The sequence below is a fragment of the Catenuloplanes indicus genome (assembly GCF_030813715.1).
In the GTDB taxonomy this organism is placed as follows: Bacteria; Actinomycetota; Actinomycetes; order Mycobacteriales; family Micromonosporaceae; genus Catenuloplanes; species Catenuloplanes indicus.
Genome location: NZ_JAUSUZ010000001.1, coordinates 1812102 through 1828748, shown reverse-complemented (window position 1 = coordinate 1828748; position 16647 = coordinate 1812102). Strand labels below are relative to the sequence as shown.

At 72.8% G+C, this 16647-nt stretch carries 13 protein-coding genes and 1 pseudogene; 9 read left to right on the top strand and 5 right to left on the bottom strand.

Annotated features, from left to right (window positions below):
- Positions 1-99: 99 nt before the first annotated feature.
- The 4 genes from J2S42_RS08480 (at position 100) to J2S42_RS08465 (ending at position 5631) form a co-directional block, all read left to right on the top strand.
- Positions 100-1494 (top strand): phenylacetate--CoA ligase family protein, encoded by a 1395-nt coding sequence (locus J2S42_RS08480; protein WP_307237162.1) that lies wholly within the window; start codon positions 100-102, stop codon positions 1492-1494.
- A 70-nt stretch (positions 1495-1564) separates the two neighbouring features.
- A complete protein-coding gene (locus J2S42_RS08475) occupies positions 1565-2899 on the top strand; it encodes an amidohydrolase family protein (protein WP_307237159.1) in 1335 nt (444 codons plus the stop codon).
- Between the two features lie 147 nt (positions 2900-3046).
- Positions 3047-4267: an MFS transporter gene (locus J2S42_RS08470; RefSeq protein ID WP_307237157.1), complete on the top strand. Its 1221-nt coding sequence runs from the start codon at positions 3047-3049 to the stop codon at positions 4265-4267.
- A 2-nt stretch (positions 4268-4269) separates the two neighbouring features.
- Positions 4270-5631 (top strand): FAD-binding oxidoreductase, encoded by a 1362-nt coding sequence (locus tag J2S42_RS08465; protein WP_307237154.1) that lies wholly within the window; start codon positions 4270-4272, stop codon positions 5629-5631.
- A 4-nt stretch (positions 5632-5635) separates the two neighbouring features.
- Here J2S42_RS08465 and J2S42_RS08460 read toward each other — a convergent pair whose 3' ends face one another.
- Positions 5636-6562: a LysR family transcriptional regulator gene (locus tag J2S42_RS08460; RefSeq protein WP_307237151.1), complete on the bottom strand. Its 927-nt coding sequence runs from the start codon at positions 6560-6562 to the stop codon at positions 5636-5638.
- A 129-nt stretch (positions 6563-6691) separates the two neighbouring features.
- On the opposite strand from J2S42_RS08460, the gene J2S42_RS08455 reads away from it, so the two are divergent.
- On the top strand, positions 6692-7582 hold the full coding sequence (locus J2S42_RS08455) for an AfsR/SARP family transcriptional regulator (protein ID WP_307237148.1): 891 nt from the start codon (positions 6692-6694) through the stop codon (positions 7580-7582).
- A 65-nt stretch (positions 7583-7647) separates the two neighbouring features.
- On the opposite strand, the gene J2S42_RS08450 is transcribed toward J2S42_RS08455, so the two are convergent.
- The gene (locus tag J2S42_RS08450; RefSeq protein WP_307237145.1) at positions 7648-9156 is read right to left on the bottom strand and encodes an FAD-binding oxidoreductase; all 1509 of its coding nucleotides are present in this window, start codon (positions 9154-9156) and stop codon (positions 7648-7650) included.
- Positions 9157-9274: 118 nt separating this feature from the next.
- Positions 9275-10714 carry an FAD-binding oxidoreductase gene (locus J2S42_RS08445; RefSeq protein WP_307237141.1) on the bottom strand — a complete coding sequence of 480 codons (1440 nt, stop codon included), beginning with the start codon at positions 10712-10714 and terminating at the stop codon, positions 9275-9277.
- A gap of 198 nt (positions 10715-10912) precedes the next feature.
- Here J2S42_RS08445 and J2S42_RS08440 point away from each other — a divergent pair, with 198 nt between their 5' ends.
- The 4 genes from J2S42_RS08440 to J2S42_RS08425 all read left to right on the top strand — a co-directional run bounded on the left by J2S42_RS08440 (position 10913) and on the right by J2S42_RS08425 (position 15627).
- On the top strand, positions 10913-13036 hold the full coding sequence (locus J2S42_RS08440; RefSeq protein WP_307237138.1) for an MMPL family transporter: 2124 nt from the start codon (positions 10913-10915) through the stop codon (positions 13034-13036).
- Positions 13037-13130: 94 nt separating this feature from the next.
- Positions 13131-14024: a pyridoxamine 5'-phosphate oxidase family protein gene (locus tag J2S42_RS08435; protein ID WP_307237135.1), complete on the top strand. Its 894-nt coding sequence runs from the start codon at positions 13131-13133 to the stop codon at positions 14022-14024.
- 113 nt (positions 14025-14137) lie between these two features.
- Positions 14138-14713 (top strand): Pycsar system effector family protein, encoded by a 576-nt coding sequence (locus tag J2S42_RS08430; protein ID WP_307237132.1) that lies wholly within the window; start codon positions 14138-14140, stop codon positions 14711-14713.
- 116 nt (positions 14714-14829) lie between these two features.
- Positions 14830-15627, top strand: a complete 798-nt coding sequence (locus tag J2S42_RS08425) for an SGNH/GDSL hydrolase family protein (protein ID WP_307237129.1) — start codon at positions 14830-14832, stop codon at positions 15625-15627.
- Positions 15628-15728: 101 nt separating this feature from the next.
- Here J2S42_RS08425 and J2S42_RS08420 read toward each other — a convergent pair whose 3' ends face one another.
- Together J2S42_RS08420 and J2S42_RS41920 are read right to left on the bottom strand one after the other, a co-directional pair.
- Entirely contained in the window at positions 15729-16487 is a 759-nt protein-coding gene (locus tag J2S42_RS08420; protein ID WP_307237127.1) for a cytochrome P450, read from the bottom strand.
- Positions 16433-16597: pseudogene (locus J2S42_RS41920) on the bottom strand (cytochrome P450); the annotation flags it as partial. The gene J2S42_RS08420 and the pseudogene J2S42_RS41920, both read right to left, overlap by 55 nt.
- Positions 16598-16647 lie beyond the last annotated feature (50 nt).

Here is a 16647-nt window from a genome sequence, read left to right as displayed (position 1 = left end):
TGCGATGTCGACCGTACGTCCAGCAACGGCCGGTGTCCTGGTGAAGCACGGGCGAACGGCCGGCCGTACCCGTGCCACCGCGACGAGACAGGAGCTCTCATGCACGACCTCGCAGTTCTGGAGTTGTTCCACGACGTGGCCGGCTCGGTTCCGGCCTACCGGCGTTTCCTGTCCGACCACGGGATCGACCCGGAAACGGTCCGGGACCCGGCCGCGATCCCGCTGATGACCAAGCCCGGCTACCTCGAGCGCTACCCACTGGCCGACCGCTGCCGCAACGGCCGGCTGGACGCGGCCGCGACCGTCGCGCTGTCGTCCGGCTCGTCCGGCACACCGACGGTGTGGCCGCGCGGGGCCCGTGACGAGGAGCCGGTGATGGCACGGTTCGCGCAGGTGTTCGGCGCGGGCCTGCACGCCGGGTCACGCCGTACGCTCGCCGTGGTGTGTTTCGCGCTCGGCAACTGGGTCGGTGGGATGTACACCACCGCGGCCTGCCGCCGGCTGGCCGACGACGGCTGGCCGGTCACGGTGGCGACACCGGGCAACAACGTCGACGAGATCGTGCGGGTGGTCGAGGAACTCGGCAGCCTGTACGACCAGACGGTGCTGCTGGGCTACCCGCCGTTCATCAAGAACGTGATCGACGCGGGCCGCGCCTGGGGGGTGGACTGGCCCGCGTACCGGCTGAAACTCGTGCTGGCCGGCGAGGTGTTCAGCGAGCAGTGGCGTGACCTGATGGGGGAGCGGGCCGGGATCGACGATTCGGTCAGCGGGGTGGTGTCGCTGTACGGCACGGCGGACGCGGGCGTGCTGGGCAACGAGACCCCGCTGAGCGTACGCATCCGCCGTTTCCTCGACAGCCGTCCGGACGTGGCCTCGCCGCTGTTCGGCGACTCCCGTCTGCCGACCCTCGTGCAGTACGACCCGTCGGCCCGCCGGTTCGAGTCCGGCCCGGACCGGACGCTGACGTTCAGCGCCGACGGCACCGTGCCGCTGGTGCGCTACCACATCGCCGACGAGGGCGGCGTGCTGCCGCACGGCGACCTGATCGATCTCTGCCGCACGCACGGGTTCGATCCGGGCGACGGCCCGGACCTGCCGTTCGTGTACGTCTTCGGCCGGTCGATGTTCACCGTGTCGTTCTTCGGCGCCAACGTCTACCCGGAGAACGTCACCGCGGGTCTGGAACGGCCACCGGTGAGCGACTGGGCGACCGGCCGGTTCGTGCTGAGCACGGCTGAGGACGCCGATCGGGACCGGGTGCTGTCCGTGGTGGTCGAGCTGGCACCGGGCGAGAAACCGTCCGCGCACCGTGAGCGGCTCGCCGGCGAGGCGATCCGCGCCGAACTGCTGAGACTCAACAGCGAGTTCGCGCACTACGTGCCGGCGGACCGGCGGACACCCCGGATCGAACTGCGGCCGGCCGGCGACCCCGAGTTCTTCCCCGCCGGCGTCAAGCACCGCTACACCCGTGGCCATCGCGAATCCCGATGACCACCATCGGCGGTCTCGCTCGGCGGGACCGCCGCACGCGGACATTCTGGAACACGACGAAAGGAAAGCGATGTCTCGCAAACTCATCCGCGGTGGTCACGTCCTGTCCATGGATCCGTCGATCGGCGACCACCCCCACGGTGACGTCCTGATCGAGGGCGGTGTCATCGTCGACGTCGGCACCGCGCTCGACGTGCCGGACGCCGAGTTCATCGACGCGAACGGCATGGTCGTCATGCCCGGCCTGATCGACACCCACCGGCACACCTGGCAGGGCGCGCTCGCGCAGATCGCCACGGACTGGACGCTCAACGAGTACTTCACCCAGCTGCTCGGCCGGTTCTCGCCGCTGTTCACACCGGACGACGTGCGGGCCGGCACCGCCTTCGGTGCGCTGGAGGCACTGGACAGCGGTGTGACCACGCTCTTCGACTGGGCGCACATCATGAACACCCCGGAGCATGCGAACGCGTCGGTGGAGGCGTTGCGCGCCGCTGGCATCCGCGCGGTCTTCGGCCACAGCATCCCCACCTCGGACCCATCCTGGTACTACGCCAGCCGGCGGCGGCACCCCGACGACGTCCGCCGGCTCGCCACCCGGTACTTCAACACGCCGGATCAGCTGGTGACGCTGGCCCTGGCGCTGCGCGGCCCGGAGATGTCCACCATCGACACCGTCGCCGACGACCTCGCGCTGGCCCGCGACCTCGGCGTGCGCGCGTCGATGCACGTCGGGATCGGCCTGCTCGGCGGACAGCGGGCGATCACCCAGCTGCACGACCACGGCCTGCTCGGCCCCGACCTGATCTTCCTGCACGCCAACACCTCGACCGACGACGAACTGAAGCTGGTGGCGGACACCGGTGGCCACGCCTCGGTGTCCGCGCGCGTGGAGATGATGATGGGCCACGGTTTCCCGGCCACCGGCCGCCTCCTCGAGGCCGGTATCCGGCCGGCCCTGTCGGTCGACGTGGTCGCCGGTGTGCCGGCCAACTTCTTCGACGAGATGCGTGCCGTGCTGGAGGCCGAGCGGCTGCGCCGGTACGACGCGCTGCTGGCCCGGGGCGAGCAGCCGGCCGCGGTGCCGCTGACCAGCCGGCAGGCGATCGAGTTCGCCACCGTCGAGGGCGCCCGCACCCTGGGCCTCGACGACCGGATCGGATCGCTGACGCCGGGCAAGCGCGCCGACATCATCCTCGTCGACGTGGCTCGGTCGGCGGTGCGGCTGGCCGGCCGGGACGTCACCGCCGCGGTCGTCTCCGCGGATGCGCGCGACGTCGACACCGTGCTGGTCGACGGCGAGTTCCGCAAGTACCACGGCGTGCTGATGGGCCACGACATGGCGGCGGCGCGCCGGCACGCGGAGACCTCCCGCGACCGGCTGCTGGCGGAACTGGCCGCCTGACGCCTTCCCAGCCCTCGTCCCGGCCGGCCGGGACGAGGGCTCGCGCCGTATCGCGGATTGCGATCGGCACCAGCGTCAGGTTCGGGAGCCGGTGGCGATCACGGCCGCAACGATTGACGGGCAACGTTCCCTCCCGAAGGAGTTCTCGTGTCCGGCACCACCGTGTCCCCGGTCCCCACCGTGCGCGGCGCGCACGGCCGCGGATTCTGGCTGATCGCCTACGCATTCGCGGTCATGATGGCGTTCTCCGCCGCGCCGACCCCGCTCTATGTTCTCTACCAGCAACGCGACGGGTTCGGCCCGTTCATGGTGACGGCGGTCTTCGCGGTCTACGCGGCCGGCGTGGTGCTGAGCGTGTTCGGCGGCGGGCACGTCTCCGACTGGCTCGGCCGCCGCCGCGTCCTCGTCTGGGCGCTGGTCATCAGCATGACCTCCGGCGTGCTGTTCTTCCTGCCCGGCCTGCCCGCTCTGCTCGCCGGCCGTTTCCTGTCCGGCGTCGGCGTCGGTCTGCTCACCGCCACGGCGACCGCCTACCTGATGGAGCTGCACCTCGCGCACCGGCCCGGAGCGAACCGCCGCCGCGCCGACCTGGTGGCGACCGCGGCGAACATCGGCGGCATCGGTCTCGGCCCGCTGCTGGCCGGCCTGCTGGCCGAGTTCGTCCCGTACCCGCTGATCGTGCCGTTCGTGGTGTTCGAGATCCTGCTGGGGATCGCACTGCTCGGCGTGCTCGCCGCGCCCGAGACCGTCTCCCGCCGGGACGTGCCCTGGCGCCCGCAGCGCGTCTCGGTGCCGGCCGGTGACCGCGGCCGGTACGTCGCGGCCTGCCTCACCGCGTTCGCGTCCTTCGCGATCTTCGGCCTCTTCACGTCGCTGGCGCCCGGCTTCCTCGCCGGTGTGCTCGGCGAACGCTCGCACGCGATCGCCGGCCTGGTCACGTTCTCCGTCTTCGCCGCCGGTGTCGCCGGTCAGCTCGCCATGCTGCGGCTGAGCCTGCGGGCCGCGCTGAGCACCGGATTCGCCACGCTCGCGGCGGGACTGTGCATGCTGATCGCGGGCATCTGGCTGCCGGCCTTCGCCCTCTTCATCGCCGGCGGCCTCCTCACCGGCGTCGGCGCCGGTGCCGCGTTCAAGGGCGCGGTGGCGACCACGCTCACCCTCGCCGAGCCGCACGCCCGCGGTGAGGCACTCGCCGGGCTGTTCCTGGTCGGCTATCTCGGCCTGGCGCTGCCGGTGCTGGGTCTCGGGCTCGCGGCACAGCGGCTGGACTCGCGCGCCGCGGTGCTGTGCTTCGCCGCCGGGCTGATGGTGCTGCTGGTGGCCGCGGCACGTCCGCTGTTCCGGGTTTCCCGGCCGCGCCGAGGATGACGATGGACTTCGACTCGGAAGATCTCGCCCGGCTCACCACGCGGGTGGCCGGCCCGGTGCTGGTGCCCGGCGACGAACGCTTCGCCGAGGAGACCGCCACCTGGAACCGGGCACACCCGCACCGCCCGGCTCTCGCGGTCGGCGCCACCTGTGCGGCCGACGTGCAGGCCGCCGTGCGTTTCGCCGCCGAGCACGAGCTGCCGGTGGCGGTCGTCGCCACCGGACACGGTGCCGTGGTCCCGGCGGACGGCGCCGTGCTGATCAACGTGCGGCGGATGGACGTCGTGGTCGTCGACGCGAAGCGGTGCACGGCCACCGTGGGCGCGGGCACCGAGACGCAGAGCCTGATCCTGGAGGCGGCCGAGGACCGGCTCGCGCCGCTGACCGGCTCCGCGCCGACCCTCGGCGTCGTCGGGTTCACGCTCGCCGGTGGGGTGAGCCCGGTGCTCGGCCGCCGCTACGGCTACGCCGCCGACCACGTGCACGCCGTCGAGATCGTCACCGCCGACGGACGCCTGCGGCGCGCCGACGCCGGGCATGAGAGCGATCTGTTCTGGGCGGTCCGCGGCGGCGGCGGCAACTTCGGCGTGGTCACCTCGCTCACGGTCAGCCTGTTCCCGGTCACCGGCTTCTACGGCGGTGGGCTGATCTACTCCGGTGACCACGTCAGCGAGGTCGTCGCCGCCTACCGGGCGCTGGTCGCGGACCCGCCGGAGGAGCTGTCCGTGTCGCTGGCCCTGGTGCGGCTGACGCCGGGAGACGGACTCGTGGTGCACGTGCGGACCGCCTACGCGGGGCCGGCCGAGGAGGGCGCGCGGCTGCTGGCCGGTCTGCGGGACGCGGCTCCGGCGCTCGTCGACGAGGTGGGGCAGATGCCGTTCACCGCGGCGACCGCGCTGCACGCCGACCCGGTGGCGCCGGAGGCGGTCTACGAGCTGTCGGCGAACCTGTCCGGCTTCCCGGCGGAGGCGGCCGAGGCGCTGCTTACCGCCGCCGGCCCGGACGCCGGCATCCCGGCCGGCCTCGTCGAGCTGCGACAGCTCGGCGGTGCGCTGGCCCGCGAGGCGGGGACGCCACGCGCCGCCGGGCACCGGGACGCGGCGTTCCAGCTGCTCGCGAGCGCCACCGGCGGGCCCGGCGCGGCGGAGCGGTTCCGGCCGGCGCTGCACCGGGTCGTCGACGCGCTCGCACCGTGGTCGGCCGGCCATCAACAGATCAACTTCCGTGGCGGGTACGACGTCGCGCCGCGGACGATCGCGGCCGCGTACCCGGCGGACACCTGGGCGCGGCTGACCCGGATCAAGCAGGCGTACGACCCGCACAACATGTTCCGGGTGAACCACAACATCCGCCCGCACCGCTGACCGCTCAGCGATGACGTGACACCGGGCGGCCGGCGGCCCGCAGGATGCTGGTGAGCAGCGCCGCGGTGGCCGCCGACGGCTCCCGGTCGCTCGGCAGCGCGATCGATACCGGCAGTTCGAGGTCGCCGTCGTCCACGTCCACGACGGCGACCTCCTCGTCGTCGACGCCGGCGCGTGGCAGCAGCGCCACGCCGAGACCGTTGCGGACGAGCCCGAGCACGGTGTCCTGGTCGGCGGCCTCGAACGGCACGGCGCGCGGCACGCCGGCCGCGGCGAACGCACGGTCGGTCATGGCCCGGTTGCCCCACAGGCGCGGGAAGTCGACCCAGGTCTCGTCGGCGAGGTCCGCCAGGCTCACCGAGCTGGCATCGGCGAGGCGGTGCCGCCGAGGGCAGACCAGCGACAGCCGCACTCCGCCGAGGCGATGCAGCCGGATCCCGTCCGGCCGGTCGACGGTGCCCACCAGCGCCAGGTCGAGATCGCCGGCCAGCAGCGCGGACAGGTGACCGGCCGAACCCCGCCGGGCCGTCCGCAGCTGGAACCTCACCAGCGGATGGGTGACGTGGAAACGGCCCAGCACCTGTGGCAGGTCGACGACCAGGAGCCCGCGCGAGGCCGGCCGGACGCCGATCATGACCAGCGTCCCCATCCGTACCGTGCCGCGCAGCCCACCGCGGACCTGGTCCACCGTGTCCCGGGCCCGCCGCTCCGCGCTGAGCAGCGCGCGGGCCTCCGGCAGCAGCGCCGTGCCGGCGTCGGTGAGCGCGACGCCACCGGCCTCCCGGGCGAACAGCGGCACCCCGAGCTCGCGCTCCAGCTTCTGCACGGTCGCCGACACCGCGGACTGTGCCACCCGTACCCGCCGCGCACCCTTGGTGAAGCTACCCTCCTCGGCGACGGCGACGAAGTAGTCCAGCTGGCGAAGTTCCATACCCCGGACCATCTCCGATCGAGATAGACAACAGCGCAACGTCCGGGATGCAACGGCCCGCACGACGGCCATGCTGATCTCGTACACCGGGCGCCGGCCGGCCGCGCGCCGCAGACCGTGAGGAGTGACGTGACCGTCGAACCGCAAGATCCGAGCCATCCCGGCACACGATTCGCCGTGCTCGGCCCGGTCCGGGCCTGGGTTGGCGGCGCCGAACTCGACCTGGGATCACCGCAACAGCGCGGCATCATGGCGATGCTCGCGGTGCGCGAGGGTGCGATGGTGACCACCGACGAGATGATCGCCGGGATGTGGGGTGACGCACCACCCCGGACCGCGCTGACCACCATGCGCACCTACATCTGCCGGCAGCGAGCGATGATCGAACGGGCCGGCGCCGGCAACGACGTGCGGATCGATTCGGCCAGCGGCGGCTACGCGCTCTGCCTGCCGCGGGACGCCCTGGACCTGTCGCACTTCACGCGGCACGACGCGCGGGGCGCGATCGCGGCGCGCCACGCCGACTGGCGCACCGTCACCGAGGAGAAGAGCGCGGCGCTGCGGCTGTGCCACGGGCAGCCACTCGCCGGGCTGCCCGGCCCGTACGCGCACATTCAGCGGGTCCGCCTGGAACAGCAGATCATGGCCGCCCGGCTCGAACTGCTCCACGCCCGGGTCAACCTCGGCCAGCACCGGGAGGTCCTGCCCGAGCTGATCGCACTGGCGGCCGGCCATCCGCTGCGCGAGGACGTCCAGGCACTACTGATGACCACGCTCTACGCCGCCGGGCGGGTGGCCGAGGCGCTGATGCAGTACCAGCGCGCGCGGCGCAGGATCGTCGACGAGCTGGGCGTCGAGCCGAGCATCTCGCTACGCCAGGCCCACCAGCGGATCCTCGTCGACGATCCGTCACTGGCCGGCGCACCGCTCCCGGCCACCGCGCCGGCGCACCGCCGGCCGCCCGCGCGCCCGCTGCCGCACCGTGTCGTCCGGCGATCTCACCGCCGCCTTCCGCGCTGAGGCGCACGGCGGGCGGGCCGAGGCCGTCCGCCCGCCGGGGGAGCGGGCGGACGGCCTCCCCACCCTCAGCAAGGCTCAATATTGTGATTCAGCCGGAAGGTGTTGCGCGGGTCGACACGGCGCTTCAGCGCCTCCAGCCGGCGGTACACGTCCGGCCGGTACGCGCTGCGCACCGAGCGGTCCGAGGTGTCGTCGACGTTCATGAAGTTGATGTACATCCCGCCGGTACTCCACGGCCGCATCACGCGGATGACGTCCGCGGTGGCCTTCCGGATGGCCGGCGCGGCCTCCGGGCCACCGACGCCGGCCATGAACAGCGTGAACGCCGCATCCCGGTGCGAGACCGCGTTGGGGTGGCGTGGCTGTCGTGCCAGTGCACCGCCCAGGTGCCGGATCTCGACCGCGGCCAGCGGCACCGTGCTGCCCGGACCGGCGGCCGCGAGGAGCGCGTCGACGGTGTCCGCGCCGAGCTCGCGGAGCAGGGCGGTGCGTTCGAAGGCGGGCGTGGGCGTGGTCGGATCGCTGTGGATGGCGGGGAACGCGGCGTAGGGCATCTCCGCGACCGAGTCGATCAGCGGGGTGGCGACCGCACGCAGCGGCCGGACCAGCGAGGCCCCGGTGTCCGGCCGGCCCGTGTAGGAGATGCGCAGGCTGGCGACGAGTTTTCCGCGTACCGGCTCGGGCACCTGCGGCAGGTCGGGCAGGCGGAGCAGCGCCACCGACGAGGACATCGCGTCCGGCACGGTCTTGACCCAGCGCCGGTAGGCGTGCAGCAGCCGCCCCGCGTCCCGGCCGTCGAAGACGATCGCGCCGCCGTAGAGCGTGGTGACCGGGAACAGGTCGAATTCGAGCGACGTGACGATGCCGAAGTTGCTCTTCCCGCCGCGCAGCCCGAAGAACAGCTCCCGGTCGCTCTGCGCGGTCACGGTCCGCAGCCGGCCGTCGGCGCTGACGAGGTCGATGCTGCGGACGTGATCGGCGGCGTACCCGTACTTACGCCCGATCGTGGGGCTGAGCCCGCCGCCGAGCGTGTACCCGACCACCCCGACCGTGCCGGTGGATCCGGTCAGCGGAGCGAGACCGTGCTTGAGTGACGCGCTCACCACGTCGTCCCAGAGTGCGCCGGCCTCGACCCGTGCGGTACGTCGCCGCGGGTCGATGTGCACCGCACGCATCGCCTTGGTGGAGACCAGCACCGCGTCCGGGCCGATCGGCACGGACGGCTGGTGACCGGTGGCGAGGACGCCGGCCGGTGCGCGGCGGCCGGTGGCGAGCCGGACCGCGGCCTGGACGTCGGCGGCGGCCGCCGCGGCGAAGACGACCCCGGGGCGCGGGATCTGGTTGAGGTTGAACGGGCTGACCGCGGCGTCGTAGCCGGGATCACCGGGCAGCAGCACCGCGCCCTGCACGCCCTTAGGCAGATCACCCCGCCGGATCGGGCCGGCCTTTCCGGGGCTGGCGACGGCGGTGCCGGGCGCGACCGCGGCGATCGTGACCGTGGCGCCCACGGCGACGCCGGCACCGAGGACGGCACGGCGGTTCAGCATCGGCCGGCCGGCTGACGAGTGCTGCATATGCGTTACTCCGGGTTGTCTCGAGGCGGTTTCCCTGTCTCACAGCACAACGTGCCGAGGTCAACGGAGGGTCGCCGAGGGATTGACGAGGTAGCGGCCTGCGGGCGAGGGCGGGCGGTCAGTCCACGATGTTGTGGTTGAGCCGGAACATGTTGTCCGGATCGACCCGCTTCTTCAGAGCCAGCAGCCGGCCGTACACCTCGGGCCGGTACGCCTGCCGCACCGACTCCGGAGACGTGTCGTCGGTGTTCATGAAGTTGACGTACATGCCGCCGGTGCTCCACGGCTGCATCGCCCGCACGATGCCGGCCGCGGCCTCCTTCAGGGAGCCGGCCTGCTCCGGGCCGCCGACGCCGGCGATGAACAGCGTGAACGCCGCGTCCCGGTGCGAGACTGCGCTCTCCGCCTGCGGCGGCCTGGCGAGCGCACCGCCGAGGTGCCGGATCTCGACCGCGGTGACCGGGGCCGGCGCGTCCGGGCCGGCGGCCGCGAGCAGCGCATCGACCGCGTCCTCACTCAGGTCGCGCAGCAGCGCGGTCCGCTCGTAGGCGGGTGTCGGCGAGGTCGGATCACTGTGAATAGCGGCGTAACCGGACCAGGGCATCTGCGCCACCTGGTCGCGGAGCGGGGTGGCCGCCGCGCGCAACGGCGCGATCAGTGCCGCGGCCTCGCTCGCCGGCCCGGTGAAAGCGATGCGGACGTTGGCGACCAGCTTGCCGCGCAGCGGCTCCGGCACCTGGGGCAGGTCGGGAAGGCGCAGCAGCGCCACCGAGGACGACATCGTCTCCGGCACCGTGCGAACCCACTCCCGGTAGGTGTGCAGCACCCGGGCGCCGTCCGCGCCGTCGAACATGATCGCGCCCCCGTAGAGCGGCGGCACCGGGAACAGGCCGAATTCCATCGCCGTCACGATGCCGAAATTGCTCTTGCCGCCGCGCAGGCCGAAGAACAGCTCCGGGTCGCTGCTCGCGGTGACCGTCCGCAGCTCGCCGTCCGCGCCGACGACATCGATCGCGAGTACGTGGTCGGCGGCGTATCCGTGCACCCGGCCGAGCAGCGGGCTGAGCCCGCCGCCCAGCGTGTATCCGACCACACCGACCGTGCCGGTCGAACCGTGCAGCGGGACCAGCTGCTGCTGTAGCGCGGCGGTGAGCGTATGGCCCCACAGCGCGCCGGCCTCTACCCGGGCGACTCTCCGGCCGGCGTTGATCGTCACCCCGCGCATCGCACGGGTGGTGATCAGCACCGCGTCCTCGCCGATCGGCGAGGACGGCTGGTGACCGGTGGCCAGGACGCCGACCGGTGCGCGCCGGGCGGCGGCGTCGCCCACCGCCGTCCGTACGTCGTCCGCCGTCCGGGCCTGCACGACGGTGCCGGGCCGCGGGATCTGGTTGAGGTTGAACGAGCTGACCGCGGCGTCGTATCCGGGATCGCCGGGCCGTAGCAGCCGGGCGCCGGCCGGAGCCGTCTCCGTCCCGCATCCGGCGAGCAGCGCCGCAGTGCCCAGGGCGACGCCGCCGCCCAGCAGAGCGCGACGGCTGACAGGTAGGTGCCTCATCGAGAGTTCCGTTTCGTTGGTGGCTCACGCGCCGGAGGATGCGACCGCGTCCCGTCCGACGGTTCCCACGACGGGACCGGGTCCGGCTTTGTTCACCGTGAGTCGCGATTGCGTCATTCGGTGGCTCGGCGTGAACAAAGTCCGGTCGCGGTCCGTCGTGGGCCGGGAAGCCACCGGTTCGAAAGGAATTCCGAGCGCATGACGTTATTTCTGGCCAGGATCGGCGAAGCCTGTGTCGCCCATCCGTGGCGGACGATCACCGGCTGGGTGCTGGTGCTGGTCGCCGCCTTCGCCCTCGCCAACGCGGCCGGTGGCGTGCCGCAGGACAACTACGACGTGCCCGGCCTGCGCGCCCAGGCCGGCACCGAGCTGCTGAGACGTGTCTTCCCCGACCTGTCGGGCACCGAGGCACGAGTCGTCCTGCACGCGCCCGGCGGACAGCCGGTCGCCCAGGAACTGGCCGACGACGTGACCGGCCGGCTGCGTGCGGTTCCGGACGTCGGGCATGTGGGGACACCCCGGTTCTCCGGCGACCGCGACACCGTCCTCATCGACGTCCGCTACCGGAAACCGGTCACCGAGCTCGGCGAGGACGTCGTCCAGCGACTCCGCGACGCGACCTCGACCGCATCCGATGCGGGTGTGCGGGTCGAGGTCGCCGGTCAGGTCGGCGAGCAGGAGAAGGCAGGCGGCGGCGCAGGGGAGGCGATCGGCGTGCTGATCGCCCTCGTCGTACTGCTGATCGCTTTCGGGTCGGTGCTCGCGGCCGGGCTGCCGATCGTCTCCGCGCTGTTCGGCCTGGGCGCCGGCTCCGCGCTGACGCTGCTGATAGCCGCGTTCACCGAGGTCAGCTCCCTGGCTCCGACCGTGGCCACGATGGTCGGCCTCGGAGTCGGCATCGACTACGCGTTGCTGCTCGTCACCCGGTACGCGGAGGACTTGCACAACGGTCTGCCGCCTCGGCTGGCCGCGATCACCGCCACGGCGACGGCCGGGCGTTCCGTGCTCGCCGCCGGCGCGACCGTGCTGGTATCCCTGTCCGGCCTGCTCGTCTCCGGGCTGCCCGACTTCCGGTCGATCGGCTATGCCACCGCGCTGGTCGTCCTGGCCACGATGGCCGCCGCGCTGACCCTGGTGCCCACGCTCTGTGCTCTGTCCGGGCCGCGCATCGTCGGCCGGCGCCACCGCAACCGGACACCGGGCGATGCGGCGCCGGCCGGAGCGCAGCGGTGGGCGCGACGGGTGGCTCGCCGGCCCGTGCTCTGGGGACTCGGCGCGCTGCTCGTCCTGTTGACGCTGGGCGCGCCGACGCTCGGCATGCGGACCTGGCCGGACGACGCCGGCTCCGGCCCGGTCGACACCACGGCTCGCCGGGCCTACGACCTCATCGCGGCCGAATTCGGGCCCGGCGCGTACGCCCCCGTGGTCGTCGCCGTGGACCTGTCCTCGATGGATCCGGTGGAGCTGCCCGGCCTGGGTGCCCGGATCGCCGCCGAAGCGGGTGTCGCCGCCGTGTCCCCGCCGCTGGTCTCCGAGGACGGGACCGGTGCGATGCTGGCCGTGCAGACCGACTTCGCCCCGCGGGACGAGCGGTCGGCCGAGCTGGTCACCACCCTGCGAGACGTCGTGCTGCCCGAGGGGGTGGAGGTGACCGGGACGACCGCGGTCTACATCGACCTCGCCGACCTGCTGGATCAGCGCCTGTGGTGGGCGGTCGGCATGGTCGTCACGCTGTCCCTGATCGTGCTGATCGTGGTCTTCCGGAGCATTCTGGTGCCGCTGAAGGCCGCGGTGGTGAATCTGTTCAGCGTGGCCGCCGCGTACGGGGTGCTGACCGCCGTGTTCCAGTGGGGCTGGGGCGCGAGCCTGATCGGCGTGGACCGGCCGGTCCCGGTGTCGACGTTCGTTCCGCTCGTGCTCTTCACGGTGCTGTTCGGTCTGTCGATGGACTACGAGGTGTTCCTGATCTCGCGCATCCGTGAGTACTGGCAGGCGTCGGGCGACCCGGTCGGCAGCATGGTGCGGGGCCTGGCCTCGACCGGGCGGACCATCACCAGCGCCGCACTGATCATGGTGGCGGTCTTCGCCGGCTTCGTCGCCGCGGGCGACCTGGTGACGAAGATGATCGGTCTCGGCCTGGCCACCGCCATCCTGGTCGACGCCACCGTGGTCCGGCTGGTGCTGGTGCCTGCGGCGATGGTACTGATGGGCCGGGCCAACTGGTGGCTGCCGCGCTGGCTCGGCAGGCTGCTTCCCGGCCGGGACCGCGGGCCGGCGTACGTGCACCGGGAGGACGATCCGGCACCGGCGCCGGTCGGCTGACTCCCGCGCCGCCCCGTCCCCCGCCGTGGGGCGGGACGGCGCCACCTTACTCCCGTTGATCTCATGTATACGCCGGTCCGCCAGGGTCCCCGCCGTGACCGACCTCGATGACCTGATCGCCGCCTACCGCACCTGCGAATTCGCCACGCTGGCCAGGGACGGCACACCGATTCTCTGGCCGACCGTGCCGCTCCGGCAGCCGGACGGCACATTCCTGATCACCACCTCGCTGGGCTTCCCGCAGAAGGCCATCAACGTCCGCCGCGACCCGCGGGTGGCGTTGCTCTTCTCGGATCCGACCGGCAGCGGCCTGGAACGCCCGGATCAGGTGCTGGTGCGCGGCACCGCGACGTGCCCGGACGAGATCGTCGTCGACCCGGCCGGGCTGGAACCGTACTGGCGGCTGCTCTACGAACGTCAGCCGGGCAGCCGCGCGTACGTGTCGTGGCCTGCGACGTGGCTGATGGACTGGTACCACATGCGGCTACTGATCACCGTCACGCCGGAGTGGGTCTCCCGCCGCCCGCCGTTCGACGCGGCCCCGCGCCCGGACAGCGGTGCCACACCCCTCGGTGCGCAGCGGATACGGGCCTTCCCGTCCGCGGTGCTCGGCGCCGTCGACGCCGCCGGTGCGCCGGTTCTTATGCGTACCGTGCCGGCCCCGGACGGTGACGGGTACGCGCTGCACGTGCCGGCCGGCAGCGACGTCGTGCCCGGTCCCGCGGGCCTGCTCGTCCACCGTCACGACGAGGCGTTGTCCGGCTCTCGGAGCGTGCTGCTGCGCGGCACACTGAGCGCTTCCGGCGACACCTGGCGGCTACGCCCGGCCACGCTGATCGAGCCCAGCCCGTCCGACTCGCCGGCCGGCATCGTGCGGCTGCTGCGCGCGACACGCCGCAGCACCCGCGCCTATCTGCAACGGCGCCGGCTTCCCCGGCCGGCTATCCCGTGGGCGGCCTACCGTGCGCTGGCCAATCCCGAGAGATAGGACGCTCGGTGACGCTGTTCCCGATATGGGCCGATGAACTATCCCGACGCTCGCCCGTCGTTGTTCATGGTGCCTACCGGCACAGTTGGACGTGCGGAAGGGGATGTGTGGCAATGACTGACTCGCGGATGGTCTGGCCGGCGAATCCGGAGAGTAGCGGAGGGGTCAGGCACTTCGACGGTGAGCCGGTGTTCCCGCCGCCCGCCGTGCCCTCGGCGCAGGCGTTGCCTTCGGAAGCGGCGGTGCTGCGTCTGCTGGACGAGGCGCTGTCCGAACTCACCAACGAGGAGAACAAGGCGGGCCGGATCACCGCTGCTTTCACCGTCGCCACCGGCGCACTGGTCACCGGCTTCCTCGCCGGCCGCTGGTCACCGGCCGGCCTGTCCGCCGTGGGCGCGTTGATCTGGTGGTGCGGCGCGCTCTGCGTCCTCGGCGCGCTGGCGCTCGCCGGTGCCGCCGCGTTGACCGTGGGATACCGGTCCTGGCACGAACCCGCCCTTCCCCGCGACCCGGCTGCGGTGTGGCGCTGGGCCGCGGCAGTGGTCACCGCCCCCGGGGAGGACGCGGCGTCCCGGCTGATGCGCATCCGCCGCCGGATCAGCCGGAAACGCCGGCTGCTCACGTGGGGGCTGGTGACCATGGCGGCCGGTTTGATGCTCTGCCTGCTGGGCGGCCTGGCCTCGCGGTGACCGGTGCCGGCACCGTGCCCGTCGACGTGCCGTCCAGAAGCTGTTGACGTCGGCCGCTTTCACTGCACAGCGGAGGCCGGTCCGGGCCTCGCCAACGTCAACCGGGAGGTGCGGCCTTGCGCCGTAGATCATCGTTGTTCGCCGCCGCCGCGGCGTTGTCCATGGCGGTCACCGCCGTCCTCGCAGCCACGCCGGCCGGGGCGGCCGCGGGTGGCTTCCGTTACGTCGCGCTCGGCGACTCCTACTCCTCAGGCGTCGGCAATCCACCGTACGCGGAGGCGACCTGTAAGCGCAGCACCGTCGCATACCCGGTGCTGTTCGCCGCGGAGCAGCGCCTTCGGCTGTACTCGTCCGTCGCGTGCAGCGGCGCCACGACGGAGGCGGTCACCGGTCAGCTGGCCAGGCTGGGGCGTTTCACCCGGCAGGTGACCATCACGGTCGGCGGGAACGACGTGGGCTTCGGCACCGGCGTCGCGATCTGCCTACGGGGTACGGACGCGGACTGCCTCGCCGCGGCGCAGGCCAGCAACACCGCCGCGACGGAGGTGCTGCCGGGCCGGCTCGACGCGTTGTTCGCCGCGATCCGGGCGGCGGCACCGTACGCCGACGTGGTGGTCGCCGGCTACCCACGGTTCTTCGAGCTGACCGGCGTGTGCACCACCGCACCGCTCAACCTGACCAAGCGCACCGTGATGAACGCCGGTGCCGACACCCTCAACGGTGTCATCGCCGGCCGGGCCGCCACGGCCGGGTTCGCGTTCGCCGATGTCCGGCCGGCCTTCGACGGCCACGGTGTATGCGGCGCCGACCCCTGGATCCACGGCATCGTGGCCGACGGCGCCCTGCACCCGAACGCGGCCGGGCATGCGCTGGGGTACCTGCCCAGCGTGCGGGCGGCGTTCCGTACGGCCTGACCCCGTAGACGGCGGCGCCCACCGGTGACCGAGGACTCCCGGTGGGCGTCGTCCCACATCGCCGCCCGCAGGCGCGTGCGAGCGCGGGCAGCGTCGACTCGCTACCGGCGGGTGGCGCCCGCGGTTCCCGGCCGTAGCTGCGGGCGCAGGCGCAGCCCGGTCGGGAACGCGAGTTTCTCGCCGACCTTCCCGCCGTCCGGGGCGAGCTGGAAGTCGCGGCAGGCCAGGCCGACGACCAGGGTGGCCTCCAGCAGCGCGAGGTTGTGGCCGGGGCAGAAGCGTGGACCGGCGCCGAACGGGAAGAACGGCTGGGCCGTCATGGTGCCGAACCAGCGCCTCGGGCGGAACTCGTCCGGGTCCGGGACCGCGCGGGCGCCGTGCGAGAGCAGCAGCAGGATCGACTGCCCAGCGGGCAGGCTGAGGTCGTAGCCGGTGCCGTGCAGCACGGTGTGGCGGGTGGGCCGGAACCCCATGACGGGTACGACCGGCCGCAGTCGCAGCGACTCCTGGATCGCCGCGTCGGTGTGGCGCAGCCCGCGCAGCGCCGCCGGATCGGCGGGCGGGCCGAACTCGCGGAGCACGGTGGCCGCCTCGGCGCGTACCCGTTCCTGGGTGTCCGGGTCTCCGGCCAGGTGGTGCAGTGTCCAGGCGATCAGGGACGAGGTGGTGTCCTGGCCGGCCAGCATCATGGTCAGCACCATCGACGCCGAGTCCTTCCAGGACGGGCCCGACCCGGGTACGGGTGAAGCCGTCCGGCCGGTCGCGCAGCACCGCCTCGACGATCGGCCCGTCCCCCGCTGACCACGATCGGCATCTTCCCGAACCGCAGCAGGTAGGTCGGTCCGTACTCGCGCGCCCACCGGTCGTAGACGCGGTGGCCGTCCCGGTCGGTGCGCATCTGCACCAGATTCCCGACCACCGGCAGCGGCCGGGGACCGATCAGATCATCGACGGTACGAACGGGACTCACGAACACTCCTCCAGCGGTGCCTGCGGTACCGCTCCACCGCACCCGTACCG